At 62.4% G+C, this 17554-nt stretch carries 17 protein-coding genes; 11 read left to right on the top strand and 6 right to left on the bottom strand.

All coding sequences use genetic code 11. The features are described from left to right. Nucleotides 1–41 precede the first annotated feature (41 nt). A complete protein-coding gene (locus tag J3352_RS07570) occupies nt 42–2471 on the bottom strand; it encodes a homocysteine S-methyltransferase family protein (protein ID WP_005934574.1) in 2430 nt (809 codons plus the stop codon). Beyond that, nucleotides 2458–3147 (bottom strand): vitamin B12 dependent-methionine synthase activation domain-containing protein, encoded by a 690-nt coding sequence (locus J3352_RS07565; protein WP_035394607.1) that lies wholly within the window; start codon nt 3145–3147, stop codon nt 2458–2460. The genes J3352_RS07570 and J3352_RS07565 overlap by 14 nt, the downstream gene beginning before the upstream one ends. A gap of 152 nt (nt 3148–3299) precedes the next feature. Here J3352_RS07565 and J3352_RS07560 point away from each other — a divergent pair, with 152 nt between their 5' ends. The 4 genes from J3352_RS07560 to J3352_RS07550 all read left to right on the top strand — a co-directional run bounded on the left by J3352_RS07560 (nt 3300) and on the right by J3352_RS07550 (nt 5625). Next, the gene (locus tag J3352_RS07560; RefSeq protein ID WP_005934577.1) at nt 3300–3605 is read left to right on the top strand and encodes a type II toxin-antitoxin system RelB/DinJ family antitoxin; all 306 of its coding nucleotides are present in this window, start codon (nt 3300–3302) and stop codon (nt 3603–3605) included. After that, nucleotides 3602–3922, top strand: a complete 321-nt coding sequence (locus tag J3352_RS07555) for a type II toxin-antitoxin system RelE/ParE family toxin (protein WP_005934578.1) — start codon at nt 3602–3604, stop codon at nt 3920–3922. The genes J3352_RS07560 and J3352_RS07555 overlap by 4 nt, the downstream gene beginning before the upstream one ends. A gap of 163 nt (nt 3923–4085) precedes the next feature. Further along, nucleotides 4086–4214 carry a hypothetical protein gene (locus J3352_RS14395; protein WP_255536615.1) on the top strand — a complete coding sequence of 43 codons (129 nt, stop codon included), beginning with the start codon at nt 4086–4088 and terminating at the stop codon, nt 4212–4214. Nucleotides 4215–4335: 121 nt separating this feature from the next. Then, a complete protein-coding gene (locus tag J3352_RS07550; protein ID WP_156066629.1) occupies nt 4336–5625 on the top strand; it encodes an O-acetylhomoserine aminocarboxypropyltransferase/cysteine synthase family protein in 1290 nt (429 codons plus the stop codon). A gap of 119 nt (nt 5626–5744) precedes the next feature. Here the strand turns inward: J3352_RS07550 and J3352_RS07545 are convergent, their stop codons facing one another. Together J3352_RS07545 and J3352_RS07540 are read right to left on the bottom strand one after the other, a co-directional pair. Further along, nucleotides 5745–6671 (bottom strand): alpha/beta fold hydrolase, encoded by a 927-nt coding sequence (locus J3352_RS07545; RefSeq protein ID WP_156066631.1) that lies wholly within the window; start codon nt 6669–6671, stop codon nt 5745–5747. 21 nt (nt 6672–6692) lie between these two features. Continuing rightward, the gene (locus J3352_RS07540) at nt 6693–6950 is read right to left on the bottom strand and encodes an AbrB/MazE/SpoVT family DNA-binding domain-containing protein (protein WP_005934583.1); all 258 of its coding nucleotides are present in this window, start codon (nt 6948–6950) and stop codon (nt 6693–6695) included. Nucleotides 6951–7252: 302 nt separating this feature from the next. On the opposite strand from J3352_RS07540, the gene gltX reads away from it, so the two are divergent. The 4 genes from gltX to J3352_RS07520 all read left to right on the top strand — a co-directional run bounded on the left by gltX (nt 7253) and on the right by J3352_RS07520 (nt 12302). After that, on the top strand, nt 7253–8722 hold the full coding sequence (gene gltX / locus J3352_RS07535; protein WP_097773209.1) for a glutamate--tRNA ligase: 1470 nt from the start codon (nt 7253–7255) through the stop codon (nt 8720–8722). 120 nt (nt 8723–8842) lie between these two features. After that, nucleotides 8843–11125, top strand: coding sequence for a SpoIIE family protein phosphatase (locus J3352_RS07530; RefSeq protein WP_156066634.1), 2283 nt, complete (start codon nt 8843–8845; stop codon nt 11123–11125). Between the two features lie 55 nt (nt 11126–11180). Further along, the gene (locus J3352_RS07525; protein ID WP_156062233.1) at nt 11181–12122 is read left to right on the top strand and encodes a pectinesterase family protein; all 942 of its coding nucleotides are present in this window, start codon (nt 11181–11183) and stop codon (nt 12120–12122) included. A 24-nt stretch (nt 12123–12146) separates the two neighbouring features. Beyond that, nucleotides 12147–12302 carry a hypothetical protein gene (locus J3352_RS07520; RefSeq protein ID WP_166444380.1) on the top strand — a complete coding sequence of 52 codons (156 nt, stop codon included), beginning with the start codon at nt 12147–12149 and terminating at the stop codon, nt 12300–12302. Between the two features lie 49 nt (nt 12303–12351). Here the strand turns inward: J3352_RS07520 and J3352_RS07515 are convergent, their stop codons facing one another. Both J3352_RS07515 and J3352_RS07510 read right to left on the bottom strand, forming a co-directional pair. Beyond that, nucleotides 12352–13863, bottom strand: a complete 1512-nt coding sequence (locus J3352_RS07515; protein ID WP_005934608.1) for a cell wall metabolism sensor histidine kinase WalK — start codon at nt 13861–13863, stop codon at nt 12352–12354. An 18-nt stretch (nt 13864–13881) separates the two neighbouring features. Beyond that, nucleotides 13882–14568, bottom strand: a complete 687-nt coding sequence (locus J3352_RS07510; RefSeq protein ID WP_035394613.1) for a response regulator transcription factor — start codon at nt 14566–14568, stop codon at nt 13882–13884. A gap of 239 nt (nt 14569–14807) precedes the next feature. Here J3352_RS07510 and J3352_RS07505 point away from each other — a divergent pair, with 239 nt between their 5' ends. From J3352_RS07505 to J3352_RS07495, 3 genes are all read left to right on the top strand, one after another. Then, on the top strand, nt 14808–16121 hold the full coding sequence (locus J3352_RS07505) for an SMP-30/gluconolactonase/LRE family protein (RefSeq protein WP_156066655.1): 1314 nt from the start codon (nt 14808–14810) through the stop codon (nt 16119–16121). Nucleotides 16122–16262: 141 nt separating this feature from the next. Next, nucleotides 16263–16823, top strand: a complete 561-nt coding sequence (locus J3352_RS07500) for a TIGR01440 family protein (protein ID WP_156066657.1) — start codon at nt 16263–16265, stop codon at nt 16821–16823. Between the two features lie 6 nt (nt 16824–16829). Further along, nucleotides 16830–17549 carry a YggS family pyridoxal phosphate-dependent enzyme gene (locus J3352_RS07495; RefSeq protein WP_156066659.1) on the top strand — a complete coding sequence of 240 codons (720 nt, stop codon included), beginning with the start codon at nt 16830–16832 and terminating at the stop codon, nt 17547–17549. The last annotated feature ends 5 nt before the right edge of the window (nt 17550–17554 follow it).

The raw sequence follows: 17554 nt of genomic DNA, 5'->3' as shown, positions 1-17554 counted from the left end.
ATTACAATGCGGAGAGGGTCGTTTTCTCTTAATATCCCAACTTATACGCCAAAGAACTCCTTGGCAATATCGGCACTCTGCTTGGCATCCTTGGCGTACCAGTCGGCACCGATCTTTTTTGCATATTCGGGGGTCAGCACAGCGCCGCCCACCATGATCTTACAGTCCAGCTTGGCATCGTGCAGGGCCCGGATGGTCTCCTCCATGCTCTTGAGGGTGGTGGTCATCAGAGCGGAAAGCCCCACCAGATGCACATCCTTCTCCCGGACGGTATTCACGACCGTTTCCACCGGCACGTCACGGCCCAGGTCGATGACCTCAAAGCCATAATTCTCCAGGATAACCCGGACGATGTTCTTGCCGATGTCGTGGACATCTCCCTTGACGGTGGCAATGACGATGCGTCCCTTGCTGGCGCTGCCCTCGCCCTTTTGGGCAATGGCGGTCTTGATCTCCTCAAAAGCCCCCTGCGCGGCGGTGGCCGCCTGCAGCAGCTGCGGCAGGAAGAGGGTGCCCTTTTCATACTTTGCGCCCACGATATCCAGCGCCGGAATGAGGGCTTCGTCCACCAGCTCCAGCGGCTCCTTTTCCTCCAGCAGCGCCCGGGTGCGGGCAGCTGCCTCGCCCTTCAGACCCTTTTCCACCGCCTTCATCAAGGGGGCATAGGGGCCGGCGGCCTCCGGTGTTTCGCCTGCTGCCGGGGCGGTCTGGGCATTCTGCACGGCCTGCACCAGTGCGGCAGAAGCGGGCACCCGGTTGGCATACCGCTCAATGTACTTCGTGCTCTGCTTGTCCCGGTTGGTCAGAACGTTGTAAGCATAGACCGCCGCCATCATCTCCTCGCTGGAGGGGTTCATAATGGCAAGGTCAAGCCCGGCATACATGGCCATGGTGAGGAAGGTGGTGTTCAGGTAGGAGCGGCAGGGCAGGCCGAAGCTGATGTTAGACACGCCCAGAATGGTGCGCACCCCCAGCTCCTCCTTGCAGGCGTGAAGGGCCTGCACCGTGGCAAGCACATCCTCCTGCTGGGCGCTGGCCGTCAGGGTCAGGCAGTCGATATAGATGTCCTCCTGCGGGATGCCTGCCGCCAGTGCCGCGTCCCGGATGCGGCGGGCAATGGCCACGCGGTCCTCGGCTTTGGGCAGGATGCCCCGCTCGTCAATGGCAAGGCCGACCACCGCCGCGCCGTACTTTTTGCACAGGGGCAGGATGGTGTTCAGCTTTTCCTCCTCGCCGTTCACCGAGTTGACGATGGGCTTGCCGTTGTAGACCCGCAGGCCCCGTTCCAGCGCCTCGGCATGGGAGGAATCCAGCTGCAACGGCAGGCTGACCACGCTCTGCAGCGCCTTGACCACCTGCTCCATCAGGGCAGGCTCATCCACACCGGGCGCACCCACGTTCACATCCAGGATCTGGGCCCCGGCCTCGGTCTGGCTCACGGCCTGTTCCAGCACATAGTTCATATCCCCTTCCCGCAGGGCCTGCTGGAACCGCTTTTTGCCGGTGGGATTGATGCGCTCACCCACCACCGTGATGCCGTCCACATCCACGCAGTCCATGGGGCTGCACACCACCGACTTCATGGGGTGGTCAGGGCGGCCCGGCCTGCAATCGGCAAACACGCCGTTCAGCAGCTGGATGAACTCCGGGGTGGTGCCGCAGCAGCCGCCTGCAGCAAACAGGCCCAGTTCCCGGTAGGGCTTCATCTGCATGGCGTAGAGCTGCGGGGTGATATCGTAGCCAGAGCCATCGGCACGGGGCAGGCCCGCGTTGGGCTTGACGAACACCGGGAAGCTGCCGGGCAGGGCTTCGGTCAGCCGCTTTGCCATGGGGAAGATCTCCTTGGGGCCAAGAGAGCAGTTGATGCCCACGGCATCGGCCCCCAAACCACGGGCGGTGGCGGCAAAGCTCTCGACCGTGCAGCCGGTAAAGGTGCGGCCGCCTGCTTCAAAGCTCATGCTGGCCAGCACGGGCAGGCTGCTGTTCTCCTTGACGGCCAGCAGGGCGGCCTTCAGCTCATACAGATCGGTAAAGGTCTCAAGGAACACGAGGTCAGCCCCGGCGGCCACGCCTGCCCGGACGATGCGGCCATACTCTGCCACGGCATCCTCAAACGCAAGGGTGCCGTTGGGTTCCAGCAGCTCCCCCAGGGGGCCCACATCCAGTGCGGCCAGTGCGCCGTAAGGGGCACAGGCCCGCTTGCAGTTGGCAATGCCCGCCGCAATGATCTCCTCCAGCGTGTACTCGCTGCCTGCCAGCTTGTGGGCGGAAGCGCCAAAGGTATTGGCATTGATGATGCGGCTGCCTGCGGCGGCGTACCGGGCATGGATGCTCTCGATGAGCGCCGGGTCGGTGATATTCAGCTCCTCGGGGCGGGCCCCCAGTTTCAGGCCCGCTGCCTGCAGCATGGTGCCCATGCCGCCATCCAGCAGGATGGTATTGGGCCGGTCAAACAGTTCATTCGCTTGCACAGGTGATCCCCCTCTTTCTATATTCGCACCGGGTGCGGAGCACGCAGTGCCCGCACCCCGCCAGATGACCCCGGACCGGGTGATCGCTGACCCCCAGAATGGCCGTGATGCTCTTGCGGGGGGTCATCAGGTTGTTTTCCGTGACACAGAGCCCGGCGCGGCGGGCGGTGTCCAGCGCTGCCGCCAACAGCGGCTGCACGGCAAGGGGCCAGTCCCCGTAGCCCGGGGAATAGCGCCCCGTCAGATACTTGCCCTGCCGGGCGGCCCACTGGCGCAGCTCAGCCTCAGCGGCCTCCGCAGCCTGTTCGGCCAGCGCAGAGCCCAGCGCATCCGATGCCACACCGGCGGCGATATCGCCTACACCGGCCCGGCGGATCTGGACATCCACACCGGGGCCAAGCGTTACAGCCAGCAGCAGGGCGGCGGTGCAGCCTTCCAGATGCTTTGCCACATCTTCCCCCGCCAGAATGCCCGCCGCTGTCAGGCTGTCGGGGTCGGCCTCCAGCCAGACTGCCCGGGGCGTGGCTGCCGCCAGCAGCGGCACGGCGCATTTTTCCAGCAATGCCTGGGTGGCCGCGTCCGCGCCGCCCCGGGCCCCGAAGTACCGCGCCGCCTGTGCAAGGTCGATGCCCTCCGGCTTTTCCAGCCGCAGCGGCATACTTGGCCCAATGCTCATCTGCCCGCCCTCCTTTACAAGAATAAAGAATAGACTTAGTATACAGCATCCCCGTTTTCCCGTCAACGCAAAACACCGCATTTATTTTTGCTTGCAACTGATTGCATTCGCAAGCAATCTGCGTTATACTGTAAAAAAGGAGTGTGATCGTTATGGCTAACACCGCCGCCGTCTATGCCCGCATTGATACCAACCTGAAAGAAAGCGCCGAGGATATCCTTGCTCAACTGGGCATTACCCCATCCAGCGCCATCCAGATGCTTTACCGCCAGATCGTCCTGACCCGGGGGCTCCCGCTCGATCTGCATCTTCCCCCTGCCACCCCCACTGCTGTGGGCGGCATGAGCCGTACCGAGTTGGATACCGAGCTGCAAAAGGGAGTCGCCTCTCTGCAAAATGGCAAAAGTTTTTCTGCCGATGAAGTCGATGCCGCATTGTATCAGGAGTTTGGAATATGAGTAGCGTTTATACGGTCCGCTACGCACCGCAGGCGTTGGACGACCTGCGGGATCTCTACTCCTATGTCGCATTTTCGCTCAAAGAGCCAGCTACCGCCCAAAAACTGGTCAACCGCATCCGCAAGGCTGCTCGCTCACTGGATGCCCTGCCCGGGCGATACCCTGTTGTGGACTGGGAACCGTGGCAGAGCATGGGGATGCACAGGTTTACCGTGGAGAATTTTCTGTTGTTCTACCTGATCGATCAAAGCACCCGTACCGTAACTCTCGTTCGTATTGTTTATGGTGGGCGGAATCTTCAAAACCTCGCAAAATAGACCCCTGCGGAAAATTTCCGACTTTTTTGCAATAAACCTATTGACAATCTGGGTAAATGGGGATATAATCCAGACAACAAATCCACCAACCTAGTGGGAAATTGAAGTCAAGTTTCCCGGGTTCGTAGAGGATTGGGAAAATCGTTGAAAGGAGGGCACCAAAATGACGCTGATCTGGAAAAACCTGCTCCACGCGAACTTCCGTTGTGGGCGAATGTACACCACCCGGGCAGAATATGGGACCGAGCGCTGTGCATTGCCCTCTGCAGACCGAATGTGTGTGCGAATGTGATGGCAAAGCTGCCAAAGCGCTAACCCTGAATTTTTGCCCGGTGCACTGAAATGGTGTCAGTGACCGGGATTTTTTATGCGTCAGAATTATACTTTAAGTACAGATAGAGAGGTTAATTACTATGTCTAACTATAAATTTGAGACCCTGCAGCTTCACGTTGGCCAGGAGCAGGCCGATCCCGCAACCGATTCCCGCGCCGTGCCCATCTACCAGACCACTTCCTATGTGTTCCGCAACAGCCAGCACGCCGCTGACCGTTTCGGTCTGGCCGATGCAGGCAACATCTACGGCCGCCTGACCAACTCCACGCAGGATGTGTTCGAGAAGCGTATCGCTGCTCTGGAGGGCGGCGTGGCTGCTCTGGCCACTGCTTCCGGCGCTGCCGCCATCACCTACACCATCGAGGCGCTGGCACAGGCCGGTGACCACATCGTGGCACAAAAGACCATCTACGGCGGCAGCTACAACCTGCTGGAGCACACCCTGACCCAGTTCGGCGTGACCACCACCTTTGTCAATGCTCACGATCTGGCCGAGGTGGAGAATGCCATCCAGCCCAACACCAAGGCCGTCTATCTGGAGACCCTGGGCAACCCCAACAGCGATATCCCCGACATTGATGCCATTGCCGCCATTGCCCACAAGCACGGCCTGCCGCTGGTCATCGACAACACCTTCGGCACCCCGTACCTGATCCGCCCCATCGAGCACGGCGCAGACATCGTGGTTCACTCCGCCACCAAGTTCATCGGCGGCCACGGCACCACCCTGGGCGGCATCATCGTGGACAGCGGCAAGTTTGACTGGAAGGCCAGCGGCAAGTTCGGCAATATCGCTGATCCCAACCCCAGCTATCACGGTGTTTCCTTCGCCGATGCCGCAGGCCCTGCCGCCTTCGTTACCTACATCCGCGCCATCCTGCTGCGCGATACCGGTGCCACCATCTCCCCGTTCAATGCATTCCTGCTGCTGCAGGGCACCGAGACCCTGAGCCTGCGCATCGAGCGCCATGTGGAGAACACCAAGAAGGTGGTCGAATTCCTGACAAATCATCCTCAGGTGGAAAAGGTCAACCACCCCTCTCTGCCCGATCACCCGGATCACGCCCTGTACGAGAAGTATTTCCCCAACGGCGGCGCATCCATCTTCACCTTCAACATCAAGGGCGGCCGCGAAGAAGCCTTCAAGTTCATTGACAACCTGAAGATTTTCTCCCTGCTGGCAAACGTTGCAGACGTGAAGAGCCTGGTCATCCACCCGGCCTCCACCACCCACAGCCAGCTGAACGATCAGGAGCTGGCCGAACAACAGATCTATCAGAATACCATCCGCCTGTCCATCGGTACTGAGCACATCGATGACATCATCGCCGATCTGGAGGCAGGCTTCGCAGCCGTCCGCGGCGAGTAATCCCCCTGTCCCCCATGCTCTGACAAAAACTCTCCTCCCTTCTCCTTTTTGATCGTGTGTGCAAAGAACCGCCGTCCGGAAATTTCCGGGCGGCGGTTCTGTTTTTGTGTGTTTGTGTTTTACAGCCGGCGTTCCAGCCAGTCACCAATGTCAGCAAAGACCTCTTCGCGGTTCAGCTCCACCAGCAGCTCATGCCGGGCGCTGGGGTACAGCTTGACCTCGATGTTCTTCACACCGGCATCCAGCAGGCTCTTGACCGCCCGCTTCACACCTGCGCCCTGTTCGCCCACCGGGTCGGCATCACCTGCCAGGAACAGCAGGGGCAGATCCTTGGGCACCCGGGCCAGAAGAGCCGGGTCGTACAACCGCAGGATGCCGCTGAACATGCTGTAATAGGCGTTCAGGGTAAAGATAAAGGTACAGCGCTCGTCGGCGCGGTAGCGGTCCACCTCCACCGGGTCACGGTTGAGCCAGTCGTGGGCCGTGCGGCCCTCCAACCCCTTGTTGTACCCCAAAAACGAAAGTCTGGCCACCAGTTTGCTGCGGTAGTGCCAGCCATGGAACACGGCCAACACCCGGCAGATGGTCCTGGCCAGCTGCACCAGCGCTTTGGGCTGGTAGCCGGTGCCCATGATGATGGCACCGTCCAGCTCATCGCCCCACTCACAGAGGTACTGCCGCGCGTAGAACGAGCCCATGCTGTGGCCCAGCAGGAAATAGGGCACACCGGGATACAGCTGCTTTGTCAGGGTCGTCACAGCGTGCAGATCCTCCAGCAGGGCGCGGTTGCCGTCGGGTTCGCCAAAGTAGCCGTAATCCTCTTTGGTGCGGATGGACCCGCCGTGGCCCAGGTGGTCGTTGCCGGTGACAAGGATGCCCCGGGCGGCCAGGTTCTCGGCCAGCGGCTTATAGCGGTCGATGAACTCCACCATCCCGTGGGAGAGCTGCAGCACCGCCCGCACCTCTCCCTCCGGCACACAGCGGAACGCGTGGAGCGTCCGCCCCAGCTGGCAGGACGGCAGGGTAAAGTCGATCATCTGGCTCATGGGCTGCCCTCCTTCTCCGCATTATTTTTTCATGTTGCCGATTTTCTTGCGGCAGGAGGTGCAGATGCAGTAGCCTGCATACTGGATGGCGTTGTCGTCAACCTCGCCGCAGAAATCGCAGCTGCCGGTGGGGCGGTATTTTTTGAGGATGATCTCATCGCCCTCCACAAAGATCTCCAGCTTGGCATCGTTGTCCAGCTTCATGCTGGTGCGCAGCTCCTTGGGCAGGACGATACGGCCCAGGCCGTCAACGCCGCGGACGATTCCGGTACTCTTCATAGTTTTTTCTTCTCCTTTGTCATTTACACCTCAGACAGCCATTTCCCAATTTTCTCCCGGCCCTGATCTCTCCTTCAGAGCCTTCAAAGGAAAATTGTGCCATCTCTCCCACTCAGTATACAAAATTTCCAATCATTCGTCAATGATTGCGTGCAGTTTCGACAAAAAGATTTTTCTTTTGCTTCCAAACGCCCATTCTGCCAAATCTGCGGCCGATTCGTTGACAAAACAGCGCACAGCGATTAAACTAAAAGGTAGCTATCCGCAATTTTTTGCCTGTAAATATAAAGGAGCGTTTTTCTATGCCGAGCAATAAAGTCCGCACCCGTTTTGCCCCCTCGCCCACCGGCTACATGCACGTTGGCAACCTGCGCACCGCGCTGTACACCTACCTGATGGCCAAGCACGAGGATGGCACCTTCATCCTGCGCATTGAGGACACCGACCAGGGCCGTTACGTTGAGGGCGCTGTGGATGTCATCTACAACACCCTGCGGGAGACCGGCCTGCTGTGGGACGAGGGCCCGGACATCGGCGGCCCTGTGGGCCCCTACGTTCAGAGTGAGCGGATGGGCATGTTCAAGCAGTATGCCGAGCAGCTGGTGGCAGAGGGCAAGGCCTACTACTGCTTCTGCACCGAGGAGCGGCTGGAGGCACTGCACGCCGAACAGCGCGCCAACGGTGAGATGACCCACTACGACGGCTGCTGCCGCGACCTGCCCGAGGAGGAGGTCAAGCAGCGTCTGGCCGCAGGTGAGCCCTACGTCATCCGCCAGAAGATCCCCAAGGAGGGCGTGACCGGCTTTGACGATGTGGTCTACGGCCACATCGAGGTCGAGAACAGCGAGATGGACGACCAGATCCTCATCAAGACCGACGGAATGCCCACCTACAACTTTGCAAATGTTGTGGACGACCACCTGATGGGCATCACCCATGTCATCCGCGGCAGCGAGTATCTGTCCTCCACCCCCAAGTACAACCTGCTGTATCAGGCCTTTGGCTGGGAGATTCCCACCTATATCCACTGCCCGCCCGTGATGAAGGACGCGCAGAACAAGCTGTCCAAGCGCAACGGTGATGCCAGCTATCAGGATCTGGTGGCCAAGGGTTACCTGAGCGAGGCCGTGATGAACTACATCTGCCTGCTGGGCTGGAGCCCCAAGGGCGAATACGCCGAGCAGGAGATCTTCAGCCTGGAAGAGCTCATCAAGATCTGGAGCCCGGACGGCATCTCCAAATCCCCCGCCATCTTCGACCCCCTCAAGCTGCGGGCCATCAACGCGGAGTATATCCGCCGCCTGAGCCCTGAGGAGTTCCAGAAGAAGGCCGAGCCCTGGATCGATCAGGCCGTGCACACCCCCATCGACAAGAAGCTGCTCTGCGCCAACCTGCAGCCCCGCTGTGAGGTGCTGGGTGAGATCCCCGAGCAGCTGGACTTCTTTGACGCAATGCCCGACTACGATGTGAGCCTGTACGCCAACAAGAAGCAGAAGACCACCCCGGAGACCGCCCGGGAGGCACTGGAAGCCCTGCTGCCCCTGCTGAGCGACGAGAGCCTGGACTTCTCTGACCGCGACACCGTGTTCAACGCCTGCAAGGCCAAGGCCGAGGAGCTGGGCAAGAAGAACGGCTGGCTGCTCTACCCGCTGGGCATTGCCCTTTCCGGCAAGCAGCGCACCCCCGGCGGCGGCACCGACCTTGCCTGCATGATGGGCCGCGAGACGACCCTTGCCCGTGTCAAGGCTGCCATTGAAAAGCTGAACGGGTAATTTTTTGCCGCTTCCCCGCATGACCCCATAAAACGCCGCGCGCCCGCGCTACAGTATATGCAAAGGGCGCGGGAAACAGAACATTGCAAAAGATCCCCGCCGGAAAGCGGGGATTTTTTCATGCCGGAAACCACAAAACTGCACCCGAAGCAGCCTGTTGCCGCCGCGTTGGCCTCCCGGGCGGCGGTACGCCCGGCCCTGCGGCAGGGCGGGGCCTTTGCGCTGGGGCTTGCCGGGGGCTGGGCCGTTCTCTATGGGGCTTTGCTCCCCTTTGGGCTGGGGCTGACATTGGGCCTGCCTGCGGACTGCTTTGCCGCCTGCGCAGCCGGGGCCGCACTGAGCATCCTGTTCCACGGGTTCGGGGCATTTTCACTGGACAGCCTCTGCCTGCTCTGCGCCGTGGGGGCGGCCGTGGCCGCCCGATGGCTCTGGCCCGGCAGGCTCCGCCCGGCATTTCTGGCCGGGTGCGGGGCGCTGGTGCTGGGAGGTGTCTGCTTTGCGCTGGGGCCCGGCGGGGCAGGCTTCACGCTGGTATTCTTCTGCGGGGCAGATGCCCTGCTGGCGGGCGGCTTCGGCTATGCGCTGCAGCGCTTCCCACCCGAAAAGCCCGGTTTTGGCACCCTGCTGGCCGCTTCTGCCGTGGCGGCGGCGCTGGGCGGGCTGCGCTTCGGCCCCCTCTGCCCCGGGGCAGCAGCCTGCGCCATGGTGGATGCCGCCCTCTGCTGCCGTGGGCAGGAAAAGCCCGCGCTGGCCTTTGCTGCCTTCACCGGGGCCGCGCTCTGCGCCGCAGACCCTTCCCTTGCCCCGGCGGCGGTGGGGCTCTGCTGCGGCACGGCGGCAGCGGTCCTGCTGGCCCCCGGGCGGCGGGCTGAGACCCTTGCCGCCTGTGCAGGCGGGTGTGTGCTGGGGGTGCTCTGTGTTCCCGCCCCCGGCACGGCTCTGCCCCTGCTCCTCAGCGCCGGGCTGGGCCTTGCGGCCCCCGCCTTTTTCCCTAAACATTGGCTGACACCGGTGCCGGAAGCCCCCGCGCCGCCCGAGGAGCCGCCCCGGCTTTCTGCCGCCGCCACCCGGCTGGAAGCAGTGGCCGAGAGCCTTTCCTCGCTGGCCGAGACGGTGAACGCTGTATACGATGCGTTTCCCCGCCGATGCGACACCTTCCGCTGGGTCATCGACAACACCCACGACAGCCTGTGCTTCAATTGCGGGCGGCGGGAAACCTGCTGGAAGCAGGAATACACCGCCACGCTGGAGGGGATGAACGCCCTGCGGCCCATTCTGGAACAGCAGGGCCATCTGCAGACCAGCGACCTGCCCGGCCAGCTGTCCAGATGCATCCACCCGGCGGCGCTCTGCGCGGCGGCAAATCGCTCCTTTGCGCTCTACCGGAGCCGGAAGGAAGCCCACGTCCACGCTGAGGCCATGCGCACCGCCCTGACCGAGCAATACAGCGCCATGGCCGATGCCCTGAGCGTACTCAGTGAGCAGCTGGGCCGCCCCGGGAACCCGGAGCCTTACAAATCCGGGCGGGTGGCCGCGTTTTTTGCCAGCCTGGGCACGCCGCCGCTGGAATGCGCTGTCACGCTGGACGACCTGGGCCGGACACGGGCGGCGGTCACCCTGCCCCGTACCCGCTTTTCTTCCCCCGAGCTGGCCGCGCTGGCGCAGGAGACCGGACGCATCTGCCGCCGGGACTTCGACCCGCCGCAGGTGCTCTCCTGCAAAGGGATGACCACCCTGCTCTTCTGCGAAAAGCCCGCCCTCCGGGCTGTGTTCGGAACTGCAGGCACGGCGGCAAAGGGCACTGTCTCCGGGGATGCGGTCCAGCAGTTCTGCAGCCCGGCCGCTGCCCAGATGATCCTGTGTGACGGCATGGGCACAGGCCGCCCGGCCGCCGTGGACGGCAGCCTTGCCGCCGAGCTCACTGCCCGCCTGTTGAAAGCCGGCTTCACCGCTGAGCTGGCGGCACGGCTGGTCAATGTGGCGCTGGCCCTGAAAAGCGATGAGGAGAGCGGAGCCACCCTCGACCTGATCAGCGTGGACCTTTACACCGGCACGGCACGGATCTTCAAGGCCGGGGCCGCCCCGGGCTTTCTGGTGCACGGCGGCCGTGCCCGTCCGGTGGGCGATATCAGCCTGCCCATCGGCATTCTGGGCAGCGTGAACGGCCAGAGCCGGGTGGTGCATCTCGCCGCCGGGGACTATGCCGTACTGGTCTCGGACGGTCTGCTGGTGGACGGCCCCGGCTGGGTGGCCAAGCAGCTGGAGCTCTCCGCCGCCGCAGGCGACCCGCCCGAGAAGGTGGCCCGGATCCTTGTGGAGACCGCCCGCGCCCGCGCCGAACAGACCGGCCGACCCGATGATATCACTGCCGCCGTGCTCCGGTTAGAGCCCTGCGGACATTGAAAATTTCACAAAAGGGGCATATAATAGCCTTATCTTTTACAAGGGAGGACTGCCCATGTTAAAACTCACCGTTTCCCAGGATGGCAGCGGCGATTTTGCCAGCATCTCGGAGGCCGTGCTGGCGGTGCCCTACGAGCTGGAAGCAGAGATTTGCATCGGGCCCGGCATCTACCGGGAAAAGCTGGTCTGTGAAAAACGGGCGCTCACCCTGCGGGGCGCGGGAGCTGATGCCACCACCCTGATCTTTGGGGACGGCGGCAAGCTGCCCCACCCGGATGGGCGGCCCACCCACACCTTCCGCAGCTACACCGCTTTTTTCAGCGGCGGCAGCGTAACGGTGGAGGATCTGACCATTGCCAACGATGCCGGTCCGGGCAGTGCCGTGGGGCAGGCCATTGCCGCCTATGTGGATGCCGAAAAGGCCGTGTTCCGCCGGGTAAGGCTGCTGGGCAACCAGGACACGCTCTTCTGCGCGCCCCTGCCCGAGGCTGAACGGGAGAAGGACGGTTTTCTGGGTCCCCGCAAGTTTGCGCCCCGCCGCCCCTCGGCGCAGTATTACCAGAGCTGCGAGATCGCGGGGGACATCGACTTCATCTTTGGCGGGGCCGATGCCCTGTTTGAGCAGTGCATCCTGCGCACGGTAGACAACCACCTTTCCCATAGCTACATCACCGCCCCCTCGGGCAGCGCCAACGGGCTGGGCTTCGTGTTCTGGGACTGCGATTTCGTCTCCGACTGCCCCGCCGGAACGGTCTATCTGGGCAGGCCCTGGCGGCCCACCGGCAAGACTGCCATGCTGGACTGCCGCCTTGGAGCCCACATTGCACCGGAGGGCTTTTCCGGTTGGAATGACCGCACGGACACCTGCCTTGCCCGCTTTGCCGAGGCCGGAAGCAGCGGCCCGGGGGCACGCCAGCGCCCGGACTGGGTCGCAGCGCCCTCTGCCGCCGATGCCGCCGCCCTGCTGGCCCGGGCGCGGAAGCTCTGCCGCCCCTGAGATCAAAAACAAAGGAATACGAATATGAAAAAACTCCCCAACGCCGTAAAATGGCTCATTATCGTGGTGGTGCTGGCCCTGATGGGCTGGATGCTGGTCAAGGTGAACGACCGCGCCTCCCGCGTGAAGATGCCGGAACCGGACAATAGTCTGGGCATTTACCGGAAAGCAGATGCTTAAAAAGAGAGACCCTCTCCGTCATTCTGAGACAATGACGAAGAGGGTCGTTTTACTTTGTATCCGTTGCAATGAACCAGAAGGTCGTGCCTTTGCCCAGCGTGCTCTGCACACCGAAGCGGAAGCCGTGCTGCTGGAAGATGGCCTTGGTGATGGAAAGCCCCAGGCCGGTGCCCTGCTTGCCCGCATCGGAGCGGGAGCGGTAATACCGGTCAAAGATATAGGGCAGATCCTCGGCACAGATGCCGGGGCCGTGGTCCTCGATCTCCACCCGGACTCCCTCGGGCACCTTAGAGGCCCGCAGGAGGAAGATGCCGTCCCCGCCGATGTGGTGCATAGCGTTGCCCAGCAGGTTGTGGAGGGCGCGCTGCATCATGTTGGGGTCGGCATAGACAGGCAGCTCTTCCTCCGGCAGTTCCAGCTTGAGCTGCCAGCCATTTTGGGCACAGACCGCGTCATAGCGCTCACTGACCTCATCGCAGAGCTGGCCCATATCAAAGTGGACCTTCTCGCACTTTTCCGCGCCGCTGGTCACCTTGCTCAGCTCCATGACGCTGGAGACCAGCGCCGTCAGCCGGTCGGCCTCATCCACGATGATGTTCATCTGCTCGTCCCGGTGGGCCTTGTCGTCGCCGGTGATGTCCCGCACCGTCTCCGCATAGCCCTTGATGAGGGTCAGCGGGGTGCGCAGGTCGTGGGAGACGTTCGCCAGCAGGTCGCGCTGCATCTGAGCCGCGTGCTGGACTTCCTTGGCCATGTGGTTGAACTCCTGCGCCAGGTCGCCCAGTTCGTCCCGGCGGTTGGTCTCCACCTGCACGGCATAATCGCCCTGTGCCACCTGCCGGGCCGCCCCCGAAAGCTGGCGCAGGGGCTTGGTGAACCACTCGCTGAACAGCCACGCCGCGCTCATGGAAAAGGCAAAGATCAGCGCCGCCGCCAGCGGCAGCACCGTGCTCATCACTTCACCGGCCTCCGAGACATGCATCAGGCTGGTGGTCACCAGCACGGTATAGCTGCCGTCGGAGGTCGTTCTGCCCACCATCAGCTCCACCGTGCCCGAGGGCGTGGGCGGATTGATCTTCCGCACGCAGCTGCCGGTCTCGCGGCAGAGCTGGCGCATGGCGCGGGCGGTGCTGTAAGAGGGCAGCTCGCTGTTTTCATCGGTGGGCCGGGTGCGGTGCAGGTTGCAGTAGGAGAGGTTCTCCACCTTGAAGATCTGCCGCAGCGTGACATCGGAGATATCCACGCAGAAGCTGCTCATGCCGCCGTTTTCGTAGATCTCGCTGCTGAGCTGGTTGAAAAACTGGCTGTTGACATAGAGCTGACTGCCGAACCCCCAATAAGAGAGGGTCTGGCCGTCGGCAATGGCATCGTCCAGCTTCTGCACGATGGCATCCGCCTGTTCGGTCAGCTGCTTCTGGATATGGGTGGTGTACAGGGGCTCCAGCAGCTGGGTGCACAAAAACCAGAACAGCACCAGCAGCAGCAGACAGATGAAGCAGAGGAACCACATCAGCTGCCCGCGGATGCCCACGGTACGCCGCTTTTTTTCGGGTTGCCGCATCAACCGCAAACCTCCTGTTTAACGCGCTGCATCCGGGTCGAACTTATAGCCGATGCCCCATACGGTGGCAATATAGCCCCGGCATTTGCCCAGATGGCCGCGCAGCATCTTGACATGGGTATCCACGGTGCGGTCCTCGCCAAAATAGTCGTAGTTCCACACCTTCTGCAGGATCTTCTCCCGGCTCAGGGCAATGCCCTTGTTGGAGGCCAGGAACACCAGCAGGTCAAACTCCTTGGGGGTCAGGCTCACATCCTCGCCCGCCACCCGCACGGTGTGGCTGGCCGTATCGATGGTCAGTTCGCCAAAGGTCATGGTGCCGTCCGATGCCTCGGAGCGGGGCATGGTGCGGTTGAGCACTGCCTTGACACGGGCCACCAGCTCCCGTGGGGAGAAGGGCTTGACCACATAGTCATCCGCGCCGCCTTCCAGACCGGCCAGCTTGTCATACTCCTCGCCGCGCGCGGTCAGGATGATCACCGGCGTGTTGATGTGGCGGGCGCGCATCTCGCGCAGGCAGGTCATGCCGTCCATAAAGGGCATCATCACATCCAGGATCACCAGATCAAAACCGCCGCCGCTCAGCAGCGAAAGGGCGGCAGAGCCGTCGCCCGCTTCCTCGCAGACATAGCCTGCATATTGTAAATGCTCCCGGATCAGTTCCCGGATGCGGGGTTCATCATCAACGATCAGTATCTTTGCCATCTGAGGTTTCCTCCTCGTTATCAAAATAGCTCCAGTTTCTAGGGGTATCATAATATAATTATTGGAAAATTTTGTGAAGTTTAAGTGAATGGTTTGGAAAACCGCCGCCCCATTTTTCTTAGTATACCACAAAAGCCCTGCAAGAAACAGCAGGAGCCTGCCGCCCGCTTGCTTCTCTGCTATAAAGTGTGCTATACTGATTTGATAAAAACAACCATCAGAACAAAGGAAATCTGCCTATGCGCATCGGATTCGTTGAACTGCTTCTCATCCTGCTCATCGCGTCACTGACCATCGGGCCCAGTGCGGCCCTGTGGGTAGACCGCTGGCTTCGCCGCGCCAACCGGGCCAGCGCCGCCGCTGCCCGCCGCCGGGCCGTGCAGGAGGCCCAGCGTGCCGCCGAGCGGGAGGAAGTGCTCCAGAGATTCCAGAAATTGAGCATCGTGTTTACGCTGGCCGCGGTTGCTGCGCTGGTCTGGGTGCTGGTGCTCCGGCCCATTGAGGCCCCGCCTAAAACCTACACCGCCCCGGATCACCGGCAGGCCTCCGGCGCGGCGCAGGCAGCGCTTTCCACCGACCGCAGGGAGATCTGGGATCTGGGCGGGTATCAGGGTGTGGACTGCATCCGCACCCGGGATGGCCTTGTCTATGCGGCGGCATGGAACGGCTCCTCTCTGAAGAAACGCACCAGCGATCTGGTGCGCACCGACGGCGGCAACGCTGCGGTCATCCTGAGCGTAGAGGGCGAGCTGACCGGCTTTGCGTTTGATGCTGCGGGAGACCTGTGGCTCACAGTTCTCACCCCTGCCGGGGGCACCCTCTGCCGCGCCCGGCACGACAGCTGGGGCGCTTCGGTGGAACAGGTGGTCACGCAGATCGACGGTGCCCCGCTGGGAGCCCTTTCTGCCGTGGAGGTCGGTGCGGACGGCAAGGTCTACTTTGCCGTGGTCGGGCAGGAGAGCGCGGAACAGGGGCTGGAAAGCGCCCTGCGCACCGAGCTGCTGGCCCACACCGGAACAGGTGCGGTATACGTTTATGATCCTGCTGCCCGCACCGTGGAGCAGGTGGTGGGCGGCATTGCCGGAGCGTCCGGCCTTGCGCTGGACGAGCGCACCCAGACCCTCTACATCTCCGACCTCGGCAGCCGCTGCATCTGGAGCGCGGCGGCCTCTGCCCGCGGCCTGACTGCAGGGGGCAAGGGCTGTCAGAGCAGCTTCAGCGGGCTGCCGGGCTATCCCGGCGCGTTGGCGCTGGATGAGGACAGCACCCTCTACATCAGCTACCGCTGGGCCAGCTCCAGCTGGCTAGAGCGCCATGCAGGCAGCACCTTCCTGCGCGGTGTGGCCCTGCGGCTGAGCGAATCGATGCAGGAGAACCTGTTCTCCCTGCCCGCCGACGGCATCCGCGCCGAGGCCGTTTCCACCGCCAGCGGAAGCTGGCTGTGGAGCTTTTCCGGCAAGCCTCAGGGCAGCAGCTCTGCCCTCTGCCCGGTGGAGAACCGGGTGTATTTTGGCATCACGGGAGAAAAAGCGCTTTATTCTGTACGGGTCTGAACCGCTCCGTCACGCTTCGCGTGCCAGCTCCCCTGCCAGGGGAGCCCTGGACATCCCGGAAAAATTGTTGTAAACGCTTGGGCCCAACAGAATACAAAACATCGGGTCATCGCGGCAACCGATCGATACGAGGTAATTGATATGACAGACGCATTCAAACAGCAGATCCAGGCGGAAGCCCGGCAGGCAGTGGAAGAGCTGCTGGAACAGGCAAAGTTGAAAAAAGGCGACGTGTTCGTGGTGGGCTGCTCGTCCAGCGAGATTGTGGGCGGGCACATCGGCAAGGACAGCAGTCTGGAGGCCGCGCAGGCCGTCTACGCAGGCATTGCGCCGGTGCTGGCCCAGCGCGGCATCTGGTTGGCGGCACAGTGCTGTGAGCACCTGAACCGGGCCATTATCATTGAGCGGGAAGCCGCCGAACAATACGGTTGGGAGGAAGTGTGTGTCGTGCCCCGGCCCCATGCGGGCGGCAGCTGGGCCACCACCTGCTGGAAGCAGTGCAAAGACCCCATTGCTGTGGAGGAGATCCGCGCCCACGCCGGTATCGACATTGGCGGCACCCTGATCGGGATGCACCTGCGCCGGGTGGCCGTGCCGGTGCGGCTGAGCCTGAACCGGATCGGTGAAGCAAACATTCTCTGCGCCCGCACCCGTCCGAAGCTCATCGGCGGAGAGCGCGCAAAATATACCGAGGAGGACTGATGCCTTATGGCAGAAAAAACACCGGAAGAGATGCGGGAGGCCGTGCTGGCCATCCGTGAAAAGATGGCCGCCGCTGCCCGGGAGGCAGGCCGCGACCCTGCCGAGGTCCAGCTGTGCGCCGCCTGCAAGACCCGCACCGCTGAAACCGTGGCCGCAAGTGCCGCCCTGCCCATTGACGTGTTTGGCGAAAACCATGTGCAGGAGCTCTGCGCAAACTTTGACGCAGGCGCTTACTGCGGCAAGCCCAGCCATTTCATCGGGCACCTGCAGACAAACAAGATCAAAAAAGTCCTGGGCCGGGCCAGCCTGATCCAGAGCGTGGGCAGTGAACACCTTCTGACCGCCATCGAGAAGGAAGCCGCCAAGGCGGACATCGTGCAGAACGTCCTGCTGGAGGTGAACATCGGCGGGGAGGAGAGCAAGAGCGGCGTTTCGCCGGAAGCGCTCTGGCCCCTGCTGGATGCCGCTGCCGCGCAGGAGCACATCCGGGTCAAGGGCCTGATGGCCATTCCCCCGGTCAATGATGACGATGCACAGAACCGCCGGTATCTCGCCGCCGTCCACGACCTGTTCGTAAAGGCCGGGGAGCGCGGCTATTCCAACGTGGAGATGCAGACCCTCTCCATGGGCATGAGCGGCGATTATGAGAACGCCATCCGCGAAGGCGCGACGCTGGTGCGCATTGGCACCGCGATCTACGGCGAACGGGATTACAGCAAAAAATAAGCCTC

It is taken from the genome of Faecalibacterium sp. Marseille-Q4164, assembly GCF_017377545.1.
Taxonomy (GTDB): Bacteria; Bacillota; Clostridia; order Oscillospirales; family Ruminococcaceae; genus Faecalibacterium; species Faecalibacterium duncaniae.
This window is presented reverse-complemented; position numbering and strand designations above follow the sequence as displayed.

Excerpts from the sequence above, each read along its gene's own strand:
- J3352_RS07565 (WP_035394607.1), bottom strand. The coding sequence starts at position 3,147 with ATGAGCATTGGGCCAAGTATGCCGCTGCGGCTGGAAAAGCCGGAGGGC.
- J3352_RS07560 (WP_005934577.1), top strand. The coding sequence starts at position 3,300 with ATGGCTAACACCGCCGCCGTCTATGCCCGCATTGATACCAACCTGAAA.
- J3352_RS07555 (WP_005934578.1), top strand. The coding sequence starts at position 3,602 with ATGAGTAGCGTTTATACGGTCCGCTACGCACCGCAGGCGTTGGACGAC.
- J3352_RS14395 (WP_255536615.1), top strand. The coding sequence starts at position 4,086 with ATGACGCTGATCTGGAAAAACCTGCTCCACGCGAACTTCCGTTGTGGG.
- J3352_RS07550 (WP_156066629.1), top strand. The coding sequence starts at position 4,336 with ATGTCTAACTATAAATTTGAGACCCTGCAGCTTCACGTTGGCCAGGAG.
- J3352_RS07545 (WP_156066631.1), bottom strand. The coding sequence starts at position 6,671 with ATGAGCCAGATGATCGACTTTACCCTGCCGTCCTGCCAGCTGGGGCGG.
- J3352_RS07540 (WP_005934583.1), bottom strand. The coding sequence starts at position 6,950 with ATGAAGAGTACCGGAATCGTCCGCGGCGTTGACGGCCTGGGCCGTATC.
- gltX (WP_097773209.1), top strand. The coding sequence starts at position 7,253 with ATGCCGAGCAATAAAGTCCGCACCCGTTTTGCCCCCTCGCCCACCGGC.
- J3352_RS07530 (WP_156066634.1), top strand. The coding sequence starts at position 8,843 with ATGCCGGAAACCACAAAACTGCACCCGAAGCAGCCTGTTGCCGCCGCG.
- J3352_RS07525 (WP_156062233.1), top strand. The coding sequence starts at position 11,181 with ATGTTAAAACTCACCGTTTCCCAGGATGGCAGCGGCGATTTTGCCAGC.
- J3352_RS07520 (WP_166444380.1), top strand. The coding sequence starts at position 12,147 with ATGAAAAAACTCCCCAACGCCGTAAAATGGCTCATTATCGTGGTGGTG.
- J3352_RS07515 (WP_005934608.1), bottom strand. The coding sequence starts at position 13,863 with ATGCGGCAACCCGAAAAAAAGCGGCGTACCGTGGGCATCCGCGGGCAG.
- J3352_RS07510 (WP_035394613.1), bottom strand. The coding sequence starts at position 14,568 with ATGGCAAAGATACTGATCGTTGATGATGAACCCCGCATCCGGGAACTG.
- J3352_RS07505 (WP_156066655.1), top strand. The coding sequence starts at position 14,808 with ATGCGCATCGGATTCGTTGAACTGCTTCTCATCCTGCTCATCGCGTCA.
- J3352_RS07500 (WP_156066657.1), top strand. The coding sequence starts at position 16,263 with ATGACAGACGCATTCAAACAGCAGATCCAGGCGGAAGCCCGGCAGGCA.
- J3352_RS07495 (WP_156066659.1), top strand. The coding sequence starts at position 16,830 with ATGGCAGAAAAAACACCGGAAGAGATGCGGGAGGCCGTGCTGGCCATC.